Source organism: Bosea vaviloviae (genome assembly GCF_001741865.1).
Taxonomy (GTDB): Bacteria; Pseudomonadota; Alphaproteobacteria; order Rhizobiales; family Beijerinckiaceae; genus Allobosea; species Allobosea vaviloviae.
Map to the genome: position 1 here is coordinate 1,654,823 of NZ_CP017147.1, position 15,644 is coordinate 1,670,466.

Below are 15,644 nucleotides of genomic sequence, written 5' to 3' on the forward strand. Positions count from 1 at the left end.
GGGCGGGAAAGCGAAAGATTGGCTGTTCGGGTTGCCCCCTAGATGCGTTTTCGAGCGCAGTGGGCACCGGTTCCCCCGCGACAAACGCGAAACGTTTGCGCGGAGAAAACGCGTTAAGACAAAAAGCAGGAGCCGTTGAGCGATCGAATTGGATCGGAAACGGCTCCTGCCCGCTTTATTCGCCGGCAGCGTGATGTCCGTCGGCGTGATAGGCGGCCAGAACCTCCTCGGGCGTTCCGTCCGCCATGAGGGTTCCGGCTTTCATCCAGAGCGTCCGGTTGCAGAAGCGTTTGATCGTCTCGTCGCTGTGGGATGCGAGGAAGACGATATTGGCGTTGCTGATCATGTTGTGCATGCGCAGTTCGGCCCGCTCCGCGAAAGCGGCGTCGCCCACGCCGATCACCTCGTCCAGAATCAGGATGTCGGGTTGCACCGCGGTGCTGACGGCGAATGCCAGGCGCAGCATCATGCCGCTGGAATAGGTGCGGATCGGCAGGTCGAGGAATTCGCCGAGTTCGCTGAATTCCTCGACATCCTGCGTTATCGCCTCGGCCTGCTTGCGGTGAAGGCCGAGCATGACGCCGCGCATGATGATGTTCTCATAGCCGGTCGCATCGGTGTCCATCCCCATGGAGAGGTCGATCAGCGAGGATACGCGCCCCTCGATCTCGGCCCGCCCGCCGGTCGGCGGATAGACGCGGCTCAGAACGCGCAGCAGCGTGGTTTTGCCGGCGCCATTGCCGCCGATGAGCCCGATCCGGTCGCCATCCCTGGCCTCGAAGCTGACCTCGCGCAGCGCCTTGACGACCTGGACGCTGGAATCGCGCCGATCCTCCACCCCACCCCCGACGGTGCGGCGGAAGAGTTCGTGCTTGAGCGCTCGCCCGCGGGAATTATAGACGGCGAGCTCGACGCTCGCCTTGTCCAGAACGATATGTGCCATGAGGCCCTCAGAGCCAGTAGACGACGCGGTGTGAGTACTTGCCTGCGAAGGCCAGCGAAACGAGCCATCCGACGACCAGGAGCCCAAGCAGGATGGCGTAGGCGGTGAGGCTGGGCAGGTGTCCGAGCAGGGGCTCGCGCATCACATCGAGCATGCTGGCGAACGGATTCAAGATCAGGACCGGATGGTTAGGGGGGAGCTGCGCAGGCTTGAAGACCACTGGCGAGACAAAGAACGCGACCTGAATCAGGCTCTGAATGATCTGCGGGATATCGCGAAAACGTGCCGACAGGATGGCGAGCAGATAGCCGGCCCATGCCAGGTTGGCGAGCACGAGGAGCAGACCCGGCAGGAACAGGAACATGTTCGCGTTGATCGCCGTTCCGCAAGCCAGGAAAACGACCGGGAGAATAATGAGGTTGTGGCCGAAGACGAAAAGATTGCGGGCGATCGTGCGCAGCAGGTAGGTGAAGCGCGGCAATGCGATCTGCCGCATGATGTTCTCGTTCTCGGTGAAGCTCAGGCAGCTCTCGGTCAGAATGCCGGCGATCATGCCCCACAGCACCAGCCCGACGCCGACATGGGGTAGGTAGGATGCGATCGGTATGTTGAACAGCAGCGAGTAGACGAGGCCCATGCCCAGCACGGTGACCGCCATGCTGAGCGTCAGCCAAAGCTGCCCGATGCGCGAGCGCCGGTAGCGGCGGGCGACATCGTTCTTTGCGAGCATCCACCACATGCGCCAAGAGCCGAAGCCGCCGATGACATCGGCGGTGCCGAGCGCGATAAATCGCATGTGTTGGTTCTCCTCCGGGGTACGGGTCCGGCGGCAATACGCCTTTGGAGGGCGTCAGACCATAGATCGCCCCTGACTGGCAAGATCGGAGAATGAATGCGGTTCATGCTCCGGGGGCTTCTCGCGGAGTGCTGTCGTTGCCGAGGCCTTCGCGATTCCGGAGGCCCCGGGCAAGGCAGGGCTTGTTGCCGGTGATGCTGAGTGCGGAGCGGCTCGGTCGTCACGTCATGTTGTTGCAATGGCGAAATGCTTTCAGCATCAAACCCGCCGAGATTGCCGCGCCCCGGTGCTTATAATGCGCTTCGCGGCGACGAGAGCTCGATTTTCAGAGGCGAAATTCGAGAGGCGCAGCTGAAAATCTATTGGTTTATTCTTACTTGGCCGTTTGTTGCTAAAGGTATTGATCGGGTAGTGGACAGCTACTATCGATGCGGCTCGACCGCCCTGGAAATCGACATGCCGCCTGGAGGAGCTTCACCTTGGACGTCAGCGCCGTGAACGGCCAAGCGCCGAAGGATGCCGAAAGCTGCGGCGCCCATCGCGATATGGCCTCTGGCGTCGGTTCGGCCTCCCTGTCGGCTGCTGCTCGCGGAGGCGAGCAGGCTCATGCGGCGGAACTTGAGCGTGTTCGCGCCGAGCAGCGCAGGCACGCGGAACGATCTGAGATGCGGCGGCGCCTTGTGTCGAGTTCGGACCTGCTGTCTGCTCGGCTCGAGCAGGTGCTGCTTGAACTCCATGAAACCAAACAACGCATGGAGGAGGCTCGACGCACCACTGCTGGCCTGAGGCGGGTTCTTTATCTCAGGCGGATGAGCTTTCAGCGGAGGCTGGTCAGGCGGCTTTTGCCTAAAGGGCTCAGGCTTTGGTGGGACGAGCGCCACCTTGCCGGGCTTGAGCGCATCATTCGGGAATCCGGTCTGTTCGATGCAGCGTGGTACCGCCAGGCCTATCCTGAGGCGGCAGCTTCGGGCTTGGATCCCATTCGTGATTATCTCCAGTTCGGAGCGGCGAAGGGGCGCTGGCCTCGCCCGGACTTCGATCCGGACCGCTATGCCAGCGAACGGCCGATTCTGGCTTTCCTCGGCCTCGATCCGTTCGTGCATTCCATCGTGAGTGGCTCGAAGTCGCAGACTGGGCCGCGCGCTCACGACCCACTGCCATCGGATACCGATGCTGTTCTGATGGCCCGGGCACAGGTCCGTGAGCCCCTGCTGGACGGAAGCGAGCCGGACGGCTGGTTCAATGGCGGCTGGTATGGCGGCCGTGCTCTGGCCGAGGATGAGCGTTTCGCGCCGCGTCTCGTCACGCCGGCTGATCAACTCGCCAGCGACATGCGCTTCCAGGCCGCGACCAAGGAACTGACGCAACGATACGGCATTCGCCCGCCAGCGCAGACGATCGAGATTCTGAGGAAGGCGGCCCCAGTCGAGTTGATCCGCAGCGCATTTGCGAAAACAGAGCCGCGCCAGGATGTTCGTTGCAGCCAGGCAGTGCCGCGCTACGCGATCGTGACCGTCCGAGCCGGATCTGCGGAGCATTTCCGTTCATGTGCAGCCTCGGTGAAGGCGCTGATGGACATCGACTACGAAGCGGTTGGGGTGAGGCGGATCACCTGGATCGTCCTTGGTGGAGCTGCCGGTTTCAACTCAAAATCAGCTCTCGATCTGGTGCCGGCTGATATGTCGGCTTTCGTGGTGGAATTGGAGAGCGCGTTATCGCGTGGTGCAGGGGGAGGCCTGAAAGAAGCGCTCCTCAAGGCCGGGGCGGAGTGGCATTTCAGCCTCGAGGAAGCCGATGAGATCGAGGTCCACGCCACCGCGGCCCTGGATTTCTACAGTGCCCATTTCCCGAAATGCCGGTCCATTCTGGCCAGCCCCGTCGATATCGCTGGGGATGGCGAGGTGTTGCGGCGCAATCGCAACGCAAGTCCCAGTTTACTGTTTGAAAGCGGGCTGGCGCCGGGCCAGTTCGTGGCGGTTCGCTGCGATTTCCCTTTGAATCGGGAAGGCGAGGCCGACGATCGCGAAATCGATTATGAGGTCTTGCTGCGGGTTGCCTTGGATGAGCCGATCCTGGTCATTCCCGAATACCTGCATCGTCACCGCTGGCTGCCGGCGTCCGATTGCAAAGCAGCCGCGGCCAGTCCCTCGCTGTCGACAGCGCGTGCGCTGCGCGGGTTCCTGAATCTGTTCGCGCAACAGCTGACCGGGCAGTCCGATGATCGCGGCGCTCCGCTGGCAGGCCCGCTGACTGCGGGCCTTTGTATCATCCGCACTCAAGGCAGCCGTCTCCATCTGCTCGCGGAAACGGTTGCGTCGGTGCTCGACCAGACCGTCAACACGCGCCCTTGTGTCGTTGTCCATGGAGGAGACGATGTCGAGGCACAGGTGAGAGCATGGCTTGCCTCCCAACAGCTGGACGCGCTGGTGATTGGAGCGCCCAACAGGGAGCGGCGCAGAGGCTACCCGCTGAATGTGGGATTGGACTATGTGAGAGCCAATGCCAGCTCCTATGATTTCGCCTTCTTCCTTGATGATGACGACATCATCTATCCGCTCTACGCTGAGCGTCTCGCCGCTCTGCTGAGCATGACGGGCTGCGATGTCGGCGTGGCCCTCGCCAACAGTCGTGTGCCGTGGAAGCCGCCGCAGCCGGGGCATCAGCAACTGCCGGTGAGCGCTCTCGTCGCCGGAAATTTCATTCCGATTCATTGCTATGCGATGCGGACGGCATTTCTGACTGTGAACCCGCTGAGGTTCCAGGAGGATATCGACTATCTGGAAGACTGGGACTTCCTGGTGAGCCTGCTGGATGCGGGGGCTCGGTTCTTTCTGCTGCCCGAGGTTCTCTGCGAGTATCGGATCATCGGAGACGGCAATCAGGCGGAAAAGCGAAACCAGGACCATTTCGAACAATGCGAGAGGATGGTTCTCGAAAAGGGCCTCCTCACCGCCAGGCGACTTGGCATGAAGCGCTTCGTCCGCGATCTCGCCGCATTCGATTTCGAGGAAAGGGCGGCATTGTCGCCTGCGGAGATCGAGCGTCTCGTCGAGGTCCGCGCCATTTTCGAAAGCCAGATGACCGAGAACCGAAGATGAGGCGGGACCAGAACCTGGGTACGACCGTTCTGCTTCCGGTGTATTTCGAGGAGCCGAGCACGGAGAATCTCCGCTTGCTGCGTCGCTCGATCGAATCGATCCGCGATCAGCGTTTCCCGGGAGCCTATGAGACCCTGATCGTCGATGACGGCAGCCCCGTGCCGATCGCCAGCCTGTCCTCCCGGATCGGTTCGCCATCTCTTGTGCAGGAGGTCCGGTTTGTGCGGGCCGGCCGCAATGGCGGGCTTGTCCACGCCTTGAACCGTGGTCTTGCGTGCAGCCATCATCCCTTCATCGCGCGGCTGGATGCGGATGACAAATGGCTGCCGGGTAAGATCGAAAAGCAATTCGAGCAGTTCCTGCAGGATCCCGACCTGACGATTTCCGCGACGGGCATGACACTGGTGACGCCGGCAGGAAAGCCGCTCGAAACTCATGTGCGACCGGGCGACTGGGGTGGCATTCTGAACTTCTTTGTCGAGGTAGGCTGCCCCTTTCCTCATGGCAGCGTGCTTGCCCGGCGAGATATCTATCAATTGCTGGGCGGCTATTCCCATGACCCCAGGACCGCTCATTGCGAGGACTATGCGCTTTGGGGAATTTGGCTGCGCTTCTTCAAGCCCGCCATGGTTGAAGAAGCACTGTACGACTACACGGTCCACGCCCGGTCGGTCTCGGCGTTGAACGGCGTCCAGCAACAGAGCGGCTCGACGCTCGTGCGCGAGACGTTTTGCGCCGTCGATGCCGTCAACACCGTGCCCGGCGCGCTGCAGGCACTCGCGAAGGCTGTGGGCGTGACGATGCTCCAGGCCGGAATCCTGGCCTATCGGATGTGGCGATACCGGCTGACCGTATGGATGCCGCGAGGGGCGCTCGAAGCTCTGGCGCTTCTGATGCCCGATCGCGATGTCGCCCCCGCTGTTTCAAGCGATCATCGCGCAATCACCTGGGAACAGGTTCTTGCGCAGCCTCCATCCAACGGGGCTCTTCGCGAGGTGGCCGTCAGAGCGGCTTGATAGGGAAGACGAACCAGCTGGAACCGCAAAACCATGTGCGGCTGCGCTCAGGTCTTTTCAGCCGATTTGATGGAATTCAGGCGCGCCGCCAGATCGACGCGGCGATAGCCGCTGAACATCCAGACCGCCGCCCCGATCAGGCCCACCACGGTCAAGACGAGGCCGAAGAGGATCGATGTCGCGGCGGCTGCCTCGGTACCGATGCCCAAGGCGCCGAAGAGAATGATGGCGGCGCCCTCTCGAAGGCCCCATCCCCCGATCGAAATCGGGATCAACGAGGCAAGCACCATGCCCTGAAGAATGATGGCACAGTCCCACCAGCCCACCTGGACACCGAGGCTGCTCGCACAGGCCATGAATGACGCAACTGTCAGGCAGCTCGACGCGGTCAAGGTGACGAAGATATAGCCGAGCCCCTTGGGCGATCTAAAAACATCGGCGAAGGCTTTCAACAAGGCGACGAAGGGGCGGGTCCAGCCCGGAAGCGCTTCCGCCCGCAAGACCATGCCCAGCCCGGCGGCTCCCGCGGCCCCACCCACGATGAGCGCGGCGCAGGCCGCGATCAGCGGAAATGTCGAAGCTGTCGCAACCTGCGAGCTATGGTTGACGAGGGCCGCAAGCAACATCAACCCAACGGCCAGCAGTCCGAAGGCGCGGTCGATCAGGACGCCGATCGTGGCCCAACCTGCGACAATGCCGGAATCATAGGCTCGGACAATGCGAATGGCGTCTCCGCCGAAGCCGGTTGGAAGAATCTGGTTGAAGAACATGGCTTCGAAATAGCCGATGATCGCAATTTTAGGCTCGACGGCATACGAAAGTTTGCGGCTGATAGAAACCCAGCGAAAAGCATTAAAAATAACCGCGACGGAAAGGAGCCCTGTAGCAAGTAAAAAAAGCGATAAATTGGCGTTATATATGGCATTCGTTATAGCCGCCATGTCGATTTTGTAGAATATAAATGCGATTAGCGCGACGCCGACGGCTAATTTCGCCGCGATGATCAATTTCTTGAAATTCATGGTTCAAATGCCGATCTCGCTATGCCGTAGCGCGCGTGCTTTCCTACATGAGCTTGTCGGTCAGCGCCACAGACATGGAACGGCGGGCTTCTGAGTTGTGCCGGGCGCTGCTTGCTGGGGGCCAATGCGCTTTGCCTGCAAGCTGGGTTTCCCGAGTTTGGGGGGCTGTTTCCGGGAGATGTCCGGATTGACGCGAAGAGAAGCGTTGCCTCAATGAAAAAGCAGCCTTACTCGCAGTCCTGTGGCGGCGCGGTCTTTGCCGAACTGTCTCTGCGGAGTGCTTGAATTGACCATCTGCATCTTTGGTGGAACGGGCTTTATCGGCCGTCACCTGTGTCAGGAATTGCATGCCAGGGGCATTGCCGCCTGCGTGGTGTCTCGCAACCCCGACCGTGATTTCCTCTCCCTCCATGCGCCAAGCGTCGCAGCCTTGGCCGCCGATGCCCCGGAATTGCCGGGGGTGCTCGAAAGCGCGACGGTGCTGGTTTATCTCGCTTCGAACTCGCTTCCCGCGTCCAACCCTCTCGACCCTTCACATGAGTTCGGTCAGGCTGCGCAGGCCGCGGCCCTGATGGCGAAGTTGCGCGCCGTCAATCCAGATTGCCATGTCGTCTTCGCCTCCAGTGGCGGGCAGGTCTATGGGCGGGGGCATGAGGCTCCGATCCCCGAGACCGCACCGCCGGCGCCGCCCACAGCTTATGCGCTGGGGAAGTTGCTGATGGAGAACATGCTCACCTTCTTCGCGCAGGCCGACCAGCTGGGCGTCACGATACTAAGGGTCGCCAATCCGGTTGGGCGTTGGCAGTTTGACAAAGGGCACGGGCTCGTCGCGGCGGCTATTCGCAGTATGAACCTGGGACGCCCTCTCACGATTTTTGGCGATGGCCGGAATATGCGTGACTATTTCGATGTCGAGCAGCTCGTGCAATTGCTGGCTCGCTTCGATGATACGCGGTTTCGACCACGTGGTGTTTTCAATATCGGCTCCGGGCACGGCATGACGGAATGCGATGTCATCGCTTTGCTGGAGACTTTGACGGGCCGGAAACTCGATCTGAATTTTGCGCCGGCACGGCCTTTTGACCTGCGTTATGCGGTTCTCGACATTGAGCGCGCGCGATCGCAGTTGGGTTGGAATCCCGAAACCGACCTGTCCAAGACCGTCTCCAGGCTTCTCTCACAGAACCGGTCATAGGCTTGGGGAGGCGTGGGCGCAGACAGTGTCCTTGTGATCGGCTCTTCGACGGGATATCTGCCGCAGGGTAGTTTTTGCGGAAAGGCGCCCTGATGCCGGACAAGCACTATAACCTAGCAGGAAAGCGGGTCTGGGTCGCGGGTCACCGCGGCATGGTCGGCTCTGCCTTGGTTCGGGCGCTGGAGGCGCGCGGCATTGCGCCGATCACCGTGCGTCGCGCGGATGTGGATTTACGGCGGCAGGCAGAAGTTGAAGCATGGATGGGCAAGGAGCGCCCCGAGGTTGTTTTCCTCGCCGCGGCCAAGGTCGGCGGCATCCTTGCGAACAAGACATATCCGTCGGATTTTCTTTTCGACAATCTCGCGATCGCCATGAACGTCATTCACGCGTCGGCGTCGCTGGGCGTCGAGAAGCTGTTGTTTCTGGGCTCGACCTGCATCTATCCGAAATTCGCTGATCAGCCGATCCGTGAAGAGGCTCTGCTGACCGGCTCGCTCGAACCGACCAATGAATGGTATGCGATTGCAAAGATCGCCGGGCTCAAGCTGGCCGAATCCTATCGTCTGCAGCAGGGCTGTGACTTCATTTCGGCGATGCCGACCAATCTCTATGGCCCGAACGATAATTTCGATCTCAAGTCCAGCCATGTCTTGCCGGCCTTGCTGCGAAAGATCCATGAGGCGAAGACGCGCGGAACTGGCGCGGTCGAGATCTGGGGCAGCGGGACGCCGCGCCGCGAATTCCTTCATGTCGACGATCTCGCCGATGCGAGCCTTCATATCGCTGAACACTATTCCGACGCCTTGCATCTCAATGTCGGAACCGGTGTCGATGTCACCATCCGGGAGTTGGCGGAGCAGATCGCGGAGGTCGTCGGCTATGAAGGCAGCTTCGTGTTCGACCCGTCCAAGCCTGACGGCACGCCGCGGAAGTGCACCGACATATCGCGGTTGAATGCTTTGGGCTGGCGCCCGCGCTTCGATCTTCGATCGGGCATCGAGATGACGTATCGCTGGTTTCTGACGCAAAACGAGTTGCTCGAGCGCGTTTGATTTTTCCAGGTGGCCTAAAATTGCATCGCGATAAGGCGACCTGACCGTCGTCGGCGCCGGGGAGTTCGCCTTGCAGACCGAGATCCTGACATCCGTCGATGTCGCCTCGTCGGCGGATCTCCTGATCGAGCACAAGCGGATCTGGGACAAAAAGCCGACGCTCCGGATGATCTATGCGGATTTCCACCGGCGCTTGGAAACGAGCTGTCCGGATGGGCCGCTGCTCGACATTGGTGGCAGCTCGGCCGATTTCAAGCGCGGCAGGAGCGATGTCACCTCAATCGATATCGTGCCGTTCCCGGGCATCGATCTGGTGGCGGACGCTCATCGTCTGCCGTTGAAAAGCGACCACTTCGCTGGAATCGTGATGCTGGATGTGCTGCACCATCTGCAGTTCCCAGTGGCGTTCCTGGCCGAGGCTGCGCGCGTGCTGCGGCCTGGCGGGCGGCTTGCCATGATCGAGCCGGGAATGAGCGTTGTCGCCAAGCAGTTCTACACGCATCTGCACCAGGAGCCGGTGATCATGGATGCCGATCCGTTCAAGCCGGAAGCGCAGTCGGGCAACAACCCCTTCGACTCCAATCAGGCGATCCCGACCTTGATGTTTGGCTCAAAGCAGGGGCGCGACAAGGTCGTCTCCGCCGTTCCTGATCTGGCTGTCGTCGATATCCGCTGGCTCAGCCTGCTGGCCTATCCGCTTTCGGGTGGGTTCAAATCCTGGTGCCTATGGCCGGCGGCCTTGACCGAGAAGACCCTGCGCTTCGAAGACGCGCTGCTGCCTGTGCTCGGGCCGCTCCTTGGCTTCCGTTTGCAGATCACGCTGGAGAAGCGAGCGATTTGAGGGCGCTCACAGCGTCAGTCTTTTCAGGGCGGAAGCCACGCGCTCGATATCGTCCCTCGTCAAGCTCAAGGCACTTGGCAGGTTGATGCCGCAAGGCGTGACCGCCGCCGCCACCGTGTTTCGGTCTCGGGCGATTGCTGCTTCTGGAGTATCCCGGAATGCTGGCAATTGGCTGAGTGGGTAGAAAAATGGCCTGACATCGATACCCTCTTGCCTCATCAGCGGGATCAGCTTTTCCTTTCTCACGCCAATCTCGCTGTCGAGCACTACGGTCGACATCCAATACGAATTGTAGAGACCGTCGACATCCGGGTTGAGCTTGCCGCCGTTCCAGTCTGACAGGGCCTCGCGATACCAGCTGAAGATGCGTCGCTTACCGTCGACGAGCTCGTCCACGCGCTCCAGCTGCGCCAGGCCGAGGGCGGCCTGCATGGACGACATCTTGTATTTCCAGCCGACCTCATCGTTGAAGAACATCGTATCGCCTGGCGACCGGCCGTGATCGCGCAAGCGCTGCACACGTTCCAACAGCTTCTCGTCATCGAGCACGAGCATGCCGCCTTCACCTGTGGTGAGAGTCTTTGAGCCGTGAAAGGAGAAGGCAGACATCACACCGAAGGCGCCGGCAGGCCTGTCGCGCCAGCGCGACCCAATCGCCTCCGCGGCATCTTCAATGAGAGCGACGCCATTGGCTGCTGCGATAGCGTTAAGGCGATCCCAGTCCGGCATCGATCCATAGAGATCGACCACGATCGCCGCTTTTGTCCGGGGTGTGATCGCGGCTTCGAAGGCCTCGGGCGAGAGGCACCAACTATCCCTGTCGATATCCGCGAAGACGGGGGTGGCGCCGACATAGTGTACCGGCGCAACCGAGGCGATCCAGGTCGCGTCCGGTACGATGACCTCGTCGCCAGGCTCGATATCGAGCGCCATCAGGGCGAGGTGAAGCGCCGAGGTGCAGGAGGGTAGGGCGATGGCATGGCGCCGTCCGCAATGGTTGGCGAAGGCGGCCTCGAACCGGCCATGGAACATCCCGGCGTCGCCATACCAGGCCGAGGTAACGGCCTGCGTGACATAGTCGATCTCTCTGGCAGTGATCGACGGTCCGGCGACGGGAATGCGTTTCATGGATTTTGGACCTAAAGTCGATTCGGAAGGAAATCAGAGCCAGACCCACTGAAGGTCGGCGCGCAGGTGTGGTCGGCATCGCTCTATCACTTGCCGAGAATGTGATGGGTTAAGCCCAACATAGATCACTTCAATGTCATCGGGCATGTCTCGGGGCAGGATAACCGGCCGGCCGAAACGCGTTTGCGACTGGAGATGAGGGTTGTTGTCGACGAAGCACAGTACGTCGTCTAGCGGCATCAGCACCGAAGCAATCCAGGTTCCATAAAACCCCGCGCCGAAAATTGCCGCCTTACGGCCTAGATGTGCCTCCCGCTCGCGCCGGAGGCGGCTACGGGCGGCTGACCAATTGGCGGCAACGGCCTCTATGGCCGAGAAATTCTGTGCTTGGACGACGCCTGACGTCGAGGGAGTATTCGATGCGATTGCCAGCAAGGCAGCTGGCAACGGACCGTCGTCCTCGACATCGACCGTACCGAACCCGGCGAGATTTAATGCACGCTCCAGCGAAGCAGGCGAGAAATGACTGAGGTGATCCACTACGAGGAGATCGCCCGGATTTGCTAGTACCGATGGCACGGTCACGAACAGGCGCCCACCCTGTTTAAGCAGGCTGCGTAAGAAAGAAAGAGTTTCGACCGGATCGGCAACGTGCTCGATAACAAAATGGGCGGTGATTGCGTCGAAGGTGCCAATCCAATGGGGTGGGACGGTGTAGGTCGCGCAATGCGTCTCGTCGAGCCAGCCGTGCCAGGCTGGCCGGTAATCGTCGCTGACGTCAAAGACAAAGGCTTCAACGTCTTTCCGCTTGGCGACAATACGCTTCAGCGTGGCCGCCTTGGCCGCACCGAAGTCCAGAATTTTTTGCCCGGGCTGCGGGTCAAGCAGCGCCAGAACGAGTTGCGTCTGGAGTTCAGTCCGAAAAACAGGCTGCCCATGGCGATCAGTGATGATCTGGTCATGGTCTTCCGTGTCGAGCGAGATCCGGTAGGCTGTATCGTAGAAGGCGCTAGCTTCTGGGAGGTCGTTCGATTGGGCGTGGCCGCAGGCGGGGCAGGCAAAGACGGATGTCGGAGTCGGCAACGTTGTCGTTAGCGACGTGATTGACGGCGCCGGCGACTGGTAGATGGTCCTGATGTCCCCGGATCGGCAGACACGGCACCCCATCATGGCGTGTAGCCGGGGGCTGCGAGCTCGGGAATGACCTGCCGAAAATCGACGTTGGCGGCGAAGGAACCGGTCCAGCCGATTCGCTGGCCGAGCGGCTCATTGAAATTGAAGTAGCGGAACTGGATCGACCAGCGCGGCTTGTCCGATCTGTTCTCTCCCGACTGGTGCATTGTGAGGAAATCCATCAGGACGAGGTCCCCTGGATTCGTTAGTGGGGCGACCCTCTGGTATTTTGCGAGCCGCTCCTCTTCCCGATCGAGGCGCAGGGCATAGGCGCCGGCGCGACCGGAGGCGTTCTCCTCATAGACCGGGATGATGCCCTCGGCATGCGAGCCGGCCGCAATCTCCACCGGCCCCATGTCTTCGGCGATCTCAAGCAGCGGAGTCCAGAACACGATGCCGTCGAGGCTGCGCAATTGGGCTGGGAATTCCTGATGCCACGGTGAGCGAAATCGGTCTTCGCTGGGATTGTCGATGCGAATACCGAAGCCGCCAGCTGCAATGCCGGGAAGGGAATTCTGGCGGATTTCCTTAAAAATTCTATCGTTCTTCTCAGAAGATACCAGTCGCAGGAATGCTGGGATCTGCTTCACGGCGTCGTATACTTCAGCGCCCCAGCTTCTGTCGTGTTTGATAAGCGCCCGGTAGCCGACCGTCAGCGCCTCTAAGGAGGTTGATGCGGGGACTGACACGCCGTGTCGCTTGGCTACAGCCAGCACGATGTCGCGGATCGCATTCTGGATCGGTGCCACCTCGGTCTCGACGTCATAGAAATTTTTGATCAGAAAGAAACCGTTCTTTCGAAACTCTGTCACGACCACGTCATTGCTCATTGTTCAACTCGCGCTTCTGAAGGAATTCAGTCCACGACAGAGTCGCGGGATGAAGATAACTCGCTGCATTCTCTCCAGCCCAGGCAATCAGATCGAGCACCGATAGATAGGGCGTGGCCGTGGAGCCGTCCCTGGGCCATGTCGTCAGACTGTAGTCCATGTACAGTACGGTCACACCGGCTGCCTCGAAGGCGCTATGGTCAAGATATTCAGCCGCTCCGTGCCCCGTCAGATAACGCGTTCCGCCAACGGAGAGAACCAGATCAAGCACGCGCTGCCATGATCGACCTGACACATCCATTTCGCTGCTCTTTAGGATGCTTCGATCTGCGCCTATACCCAGTTTCCGTGCACTGGCGTCGATGCTTGCGATGAGAGCGTCCACGACGCTGTCTTCCGCATATGCCTCCCGCAACAGGGCGACCGCCTCGGCGCAGTTCGGCGCCGCCGCCAATACCGAAGTTAACGCCGTCACATGATCACGGCGCCATGAATCATTGGCTGGTCGCAAATCCTTTATCAGCTGGAAGCTGCCTTTGCCTTGCAGGGGGACGGTCAGCCATCGCGTCTCGTCGCCGTGCTGCAATTGCACGCGGTTCGTGAAGCTGCCCTTCGAGAACTGAACGTCGTCCAGATGAATGAAGACGTCGGCCAGTTGGAGCTGTTCGAAGAATCCGGGCCAGGGAAACAGCATCGGCTGCGAGATGACGACGGTCGTCATTGGGCAGCGGTTGCCAGCAGAATCTCAAGCAGCATAACATCGTGCAGCCGTGCACCATCGTCGTATTGCTCGCGCATCACGCCGACTGTGCGATAGCCTATCGCATGGTAAAGCTGCAGCGCTGGCAGATTGTCGCTTCGAACATAAAGCAGCAGCTTTCTCAAGCCGCGCTCGTCTCGTGCGATCCGCATGAGTTCTAGCATGGCCGCCCGACCGAAGCCCTGTCCTCGCGCGCTGTCCAGAAGCGCGATTCCGGCAAAAGCATAGCGATCGAGGCGATGAATACCGACAAGCTGGACGAATCCGACTGCGGAAACTCCGCAAGCCGGCGTCACCACGGCGAAATAGCCATCCGGATCGCTCCGACGACGTTGAAGCCAGTCTTGCACGTTACCATTGACGGACTCTGGATGCGCAAGGAGTAAATGTTGCGCATCCTTGTCGGCTCGCAAGGCTGCAAGTGCTTCGAAATCATCGTCGCAGGCTGGGCGCAGCACGACGGCTGTCTGCGGCTCCGTTTCCACCGCTCGGGCTACCCTCGACATCTCAGATATCCGCCCGGCGAGCTCGCGAAAATCAGCTTTCCGTTCAGCACCAGATCGGTCTCGAAGCGGTCCGATTCGCCGAGATAATCCTTGACGGCCGCGAAGGGCTCATCGCCGGGACGCCAGATTTTCGAGCGTTTCTCGGGCGTCTTGTCGGCGTCGATCTGGCCGAGGAGTGTGTCGGCCACGATCATGTACTGATCCTTGGTGACCAGCGGCCCATAAGCCCTGAGTTCAGCGAGCACATGGCTTTTGCTGTGGTCCGAGTCGAGAACCACCATAACGCTGTCCTCCGGCCCGATAAGGCGCCTAACCTGCTCAAGAACGGAAGGATCTGTCGAAGAGCCTTGAATGAGTTCGATACGATGAGACATCGGATGCCGCTCGATCGAGTCTCGGTTGTGCGGCCGGATATCGATGTCGATGCCGATGACCTTGCCCCGGCCTAGCAATTGCAGCAGCGACGCCATGAAGACGAGCGAGCCGCCCCTGGCTACGCCGGTCTCGATGATGACCGTTGGCTTCGTTGCAAAGACGACCTCCTGCGTGGCCATGATATCGGCGGGCATCTGGATGATGGGCAGTCCCCACCAACTCCACAGGTAGGCATAACTGTGCTTGTCGGCTGTCGTCAGAGCCGCTGCGGCCTGGTCGAAGGCGGACTGGTCACGGCCAAGCGCCAGACAGTTTCGCTGCCGGTCGCTTTCGAATTTGGCGCGGTCATCGGCGGTTAGGGCGCTCATCTTAGTCCTCGGAGGCCTGGCAGGTTTCTGTCGCGATCCGACAAAATGGCCGAAGATATCGGCCATTCGATCCCCAGTTCCTTATCGTCGAACCGAACGCCGCGAGCAAAGCCCGGTACATAGGCGGGAGTGATTTCGTAGTCGATCTCGGTGACGTCCTCAAGGGTCTGGAAACCGTGCGCGAAGCCCTTGGGGACGTAAAGCGCGATGTGGTTGTCTGCCGTCAGCGTCTCGGCGTGCCAGCGGCCAAAAGTCGGAGACTTTGCGCGTAGATCAACGATTACATCGAAGATTGAGCCGCGCGTGCAGCGTACGATCTTGGTTTCCGCATGGGGGGGCGCCTGGAAATGAAGACCGCGGAGCGTCCCGCGACGGGCATTGTAGGAAACCGAGCGCTGCACGAAATCGGTTTCGAGGCCGTGATCGGCGAAGGTCGCGGCACAGAAACGGCGCGCGAAGAAACCGCGTTCATCGGCCTGCGTATCGAGCCTGATTTTGAACGCACCGGTGAGGGGCAATACGTCCAACAGCATGCGAATCC

Annotated in this window: 15 protein-coding genes; 5 read left to right on the forward strand and 10 right to left on the reverse strand. The window is 60.5% G+C overall.

Features of this window, described 5'->3' with window-relative positions; genetic code table 11:
- Positions 1–175: 175 nt before the first annotated feature.
- Positions 176–943: an ABC transporter ATP-binding protein gene (locus BHK69_RS07765; protein ID WP_069689594.1), complete on the reverse strand. Its 768-nt coding sequence runs from the start codon at positions 941–943 to the stop codon at positions 176–178.
- A gap of 7 nt (positions 944–950) precedes the next feature.
- Positions 951–1,739 (reverse strand): ABC transporter permease, encoded by a 789-nt coding sequence (locus BHK69_RS07770; protein ID WP_069689595.1) that lies wholly within the window; start codon positions 1,737–1,739, stop codon positions 951–953.
- A gap of 479 nt (positions 1,740–2,218) precedes the next feature.
- On the opposite strand from BHK69_RS07770, the gene BHK69_RS32580 reads away from it, so the two are divergent.
- Together BHK69_RS32580 and BHK69_RS07785 are read left to right on the forward strand one after the other, a co-directional pair.
- Positions 2,219–4,837, forward strand: coding sequence for a hypothetical protein (locus BHK69_RS32580; protein ID WP_158516173.1), 2,619 nt, complete (start codon positions 2,219–2,221; stop codon positions 4,835–4,837).
- A 74-nt stretch (positions 4,838–4,911) separates the two neighbouring features.
- Positions 4,912–5,853, forward strand: a complete 942-nt coding sequence (locus BHK69_RS07785) for a glycosyltransferase (protein ID WP_244548434.1) — start codon at positions 4,912–4,914, stop codon at positions 5,851–5,853.
- A 47-nt stretch (positions 5,854–5,900) separates the two neighbouring features.
- Here BHK69_RS07785 and BHK69_RS07790 read toward each other — a convergent pair whose 3' ends face one another.
- Positions 5,901–6,875, reverse strand: a complete 975-nt coding sequence (locus tag BHK69_RS07790) for a lysylphosphatidylglycerol synthase transmembrane domain-containing protein (protein WP_069689599.1) — start codon at positions 6,873–6,875, stop codon at positions 5,901–5,903.
- 286 nt (positions 6,876–7,161) lie between these two features.
- Here BHK69_RS07790 and BHK69_RS07795 point away from each other — a divergent pair, with 286 nt between their 5' ends.
- The 3 genes from BHK69_RS07795 (at position 7,162) to BHK69_RS07805 (ending at position 9,963) form a co-directional block, all read left to right on the forward strand.
- The gene (locus tag BHK69_RS07795; protein WP_158516174.1) at positions 7,162–8,070 is read left to right on the forward strand and encodes an NAD-dependent epimerase/dehydratase family protein; all 909 of its coding nucleotides are present in this window, start codon (positions 7,162–7,164) and stop codon (positions 8,068–8,070) included.
- A 92-nt stretch (positions 8,071–8,162) separates the two neighbouring features.
- Positions 8,163–9,122: a GDP-L-fucose synthase gene (gene fcl, locus BHK69_RS07800; RefSeq protein ID WP_069689601.1), complete on the forward strand. Its 960-nt coding sequence runs from the start codon at positions 8,163–8,165 to the stop codon at positions 9,120–9,122.
- Positions 9,123–9,192: 70 nt separating this feature from the next.
- Positions 9,193–9,963 (forward strand): class I SAM-dependent methyltransferase, encoded by a 771-nt coding sequence (locus BHK69_RS07805; RefSeq protein ID WP_083269187.1) that lies wholly within the window; start codon positions 9,193–9,195, stop codon positions 9,961–9,963.
- 6 nt (positions 9,964–9,969) lie between these two features.
- Here BHK69_RS07805 and BHK69_RS07810 read toward each other — a convergent pair whose 3' ends face one another.
- The 7 genes from BHK69_RS07810 to rfbC form a co-directional block, all read right to left on the reverse strand.
- A complete protein-coding gene (locus tag BHK69_RS07810) occupies positions 9,970–11,091 on the reverse strand; it encodes a DegT/DnrJ/EryC1/StrS family aminotransferase (protein WP_069689602.1) in 1,122 nt (373 codons plus the stop codon).
- Positions 11,092–11,124: 33 nt separating this feature from the next.
- On the reverse strand, positions 11,125–12,174 hold the full coding sequence (locus tag BHK69_RS07815; RefSeq protein WP_158516175.1) for a class I SAM-dependent methyltransferase: 1,050 nt from the start codon (positions 12,172–12,174) through the stop codon (positions 11,125–11,127).
- A gap of 83 nt (positions 12,175–12,257) precedes the next feature.
- Positions 12,258–13,094 carry a phytanoyl-CoA dioxygenase family protein gene (locus BHK69_RS07820; RefSeq protein WP_069689604.1) on the reverse strand — a complete coding sequence of 279 codons (837 nt, stop codon included), beginning with the start codon at positions 13,092–13,094 and terminating at the stop codon, positions 12,258–12,260.
- Positions 13,084–13,815, reverse strand: a complete 732-nt coding sequence (locus tag BHK69_RS07825) for a WbqC family protein (protein WP_069689605.1) — start codon at positions 13,813–13,815, stop codon at positions 13,084–13,086. Before BHK69_RS07825 ends, BHK69_RS07820 begins: the two co-directional genes overlap by 11 nt.
- A complete protein-coding gene (locus BHK69_RS07830; RefSeq protein WP_083269188.1) occupies positions 13,812–14,360 on the reverse strand; it encodes a GNAT family N-acetyltransferase in 549 nt (182 codons plus the stop codon). Before BHK69_RS07830 ends, BHK69_RS07825 begins: the two co-directional genes overlap by 4 nt.
- Complete coding sequence (locus BHK69_RS07835) at positions 14,348–15,103, reverse strand: cephalosporin hydroxylase family protein (RefSeq protein WP_069689606.1); 756 nt, start codon at positions 15,101–15,103, stop codon at positions 14,348–14,350. The genes BHK69_RS07830 and BHK69_RS07835 overlap by 13 nt, the downstream gene beginning before the upstream one ends.
- Entirely contained in the window at positions 15,100–15,636 is a 537-nt protein-coding gene (gene rfbC, locus BHK69_RS07840) for a dTDP-4-dehydrorhamnose 3,5-epimerase (protein ID WP_069689607.1), read from the reverse strand. The genes BHK69_RS07835 and rfbC overlap by 4 nt, the downstream gene beginning before the upstream one ends.
- Between the last annotated feature and the right edge of the window lie 8 nt (positions 15,637–15,644).

Coding starts and splice junctions, on each gene's coding strand:
- BHK69_RS07790 (WP_069689599.1), bottom strand. CDS start 6,875: ATGAATTTCAAGAAATTGATCATCGCGGCGAAATTAGCCGTCGGCGTC.
- BHK69_RS07765 (WP_069689594.1), bottom strand. CDS start 943: ATGGCACATATCGTTCTGGACAAGGCGAGCGTCGAGCTCGCCGTCTAT.
- BHK69_RS07770 (WP_069689595.1), bottom strand. CDS start 1,739: ATGCGATTTATCGCGCTCGGCACCGCCGATGTCATCGGCGGCTTCGGC.
- rfbC (WP_069689607.1), bottom strand. CDS start 15,636: ATGCTGTTGGACGTATTGCCCCTCACCGGTGCGTTCAAAATCAGGCTC.
- BHK69_RS07810 (WP_069689602.1), bottom strand. CDS start 11,091: ATGAAACGCATTCCCGTCGCCGGACCGTCGATCACTGCCAGAGAGATC.
- BHK69_RS07830 (WP_083269188.1), bottom strand. CDS start 14,360: ATGTCGAGGGTAGCCCGAGCGGTGGAAACGGAGCCGCAGACAGCCGTC.
- BHK69_RS07825 (WP_069689605.1), bottom strand. CDS start 13,815: ATGACGACCGTCGTCATCTCGCAGCCGATGCTGTTTCCCTGGCCCGGA.
- fcl (WP_069689601.1), top strand. CDS start 8,163: ATGCCGGACAAGCACTATAACCTAGCAGGAAAGCGGGTCTGGGTCGCG.
- BHK69_RS07835 (WP_069689606.1), bottom strand. CDS start 15,103: ATGAGCGCCCTAACCGCCGATGACCGCGCCAAATTCGAAAGCGACCGG.
- BHK69_RS07820 (WP_069689604.1), bottom strand. CDS start 13,094: ATGAGCAATGACGTGGTCGTGACAGAGTTTCGAAAGAACGGTTTCTTT.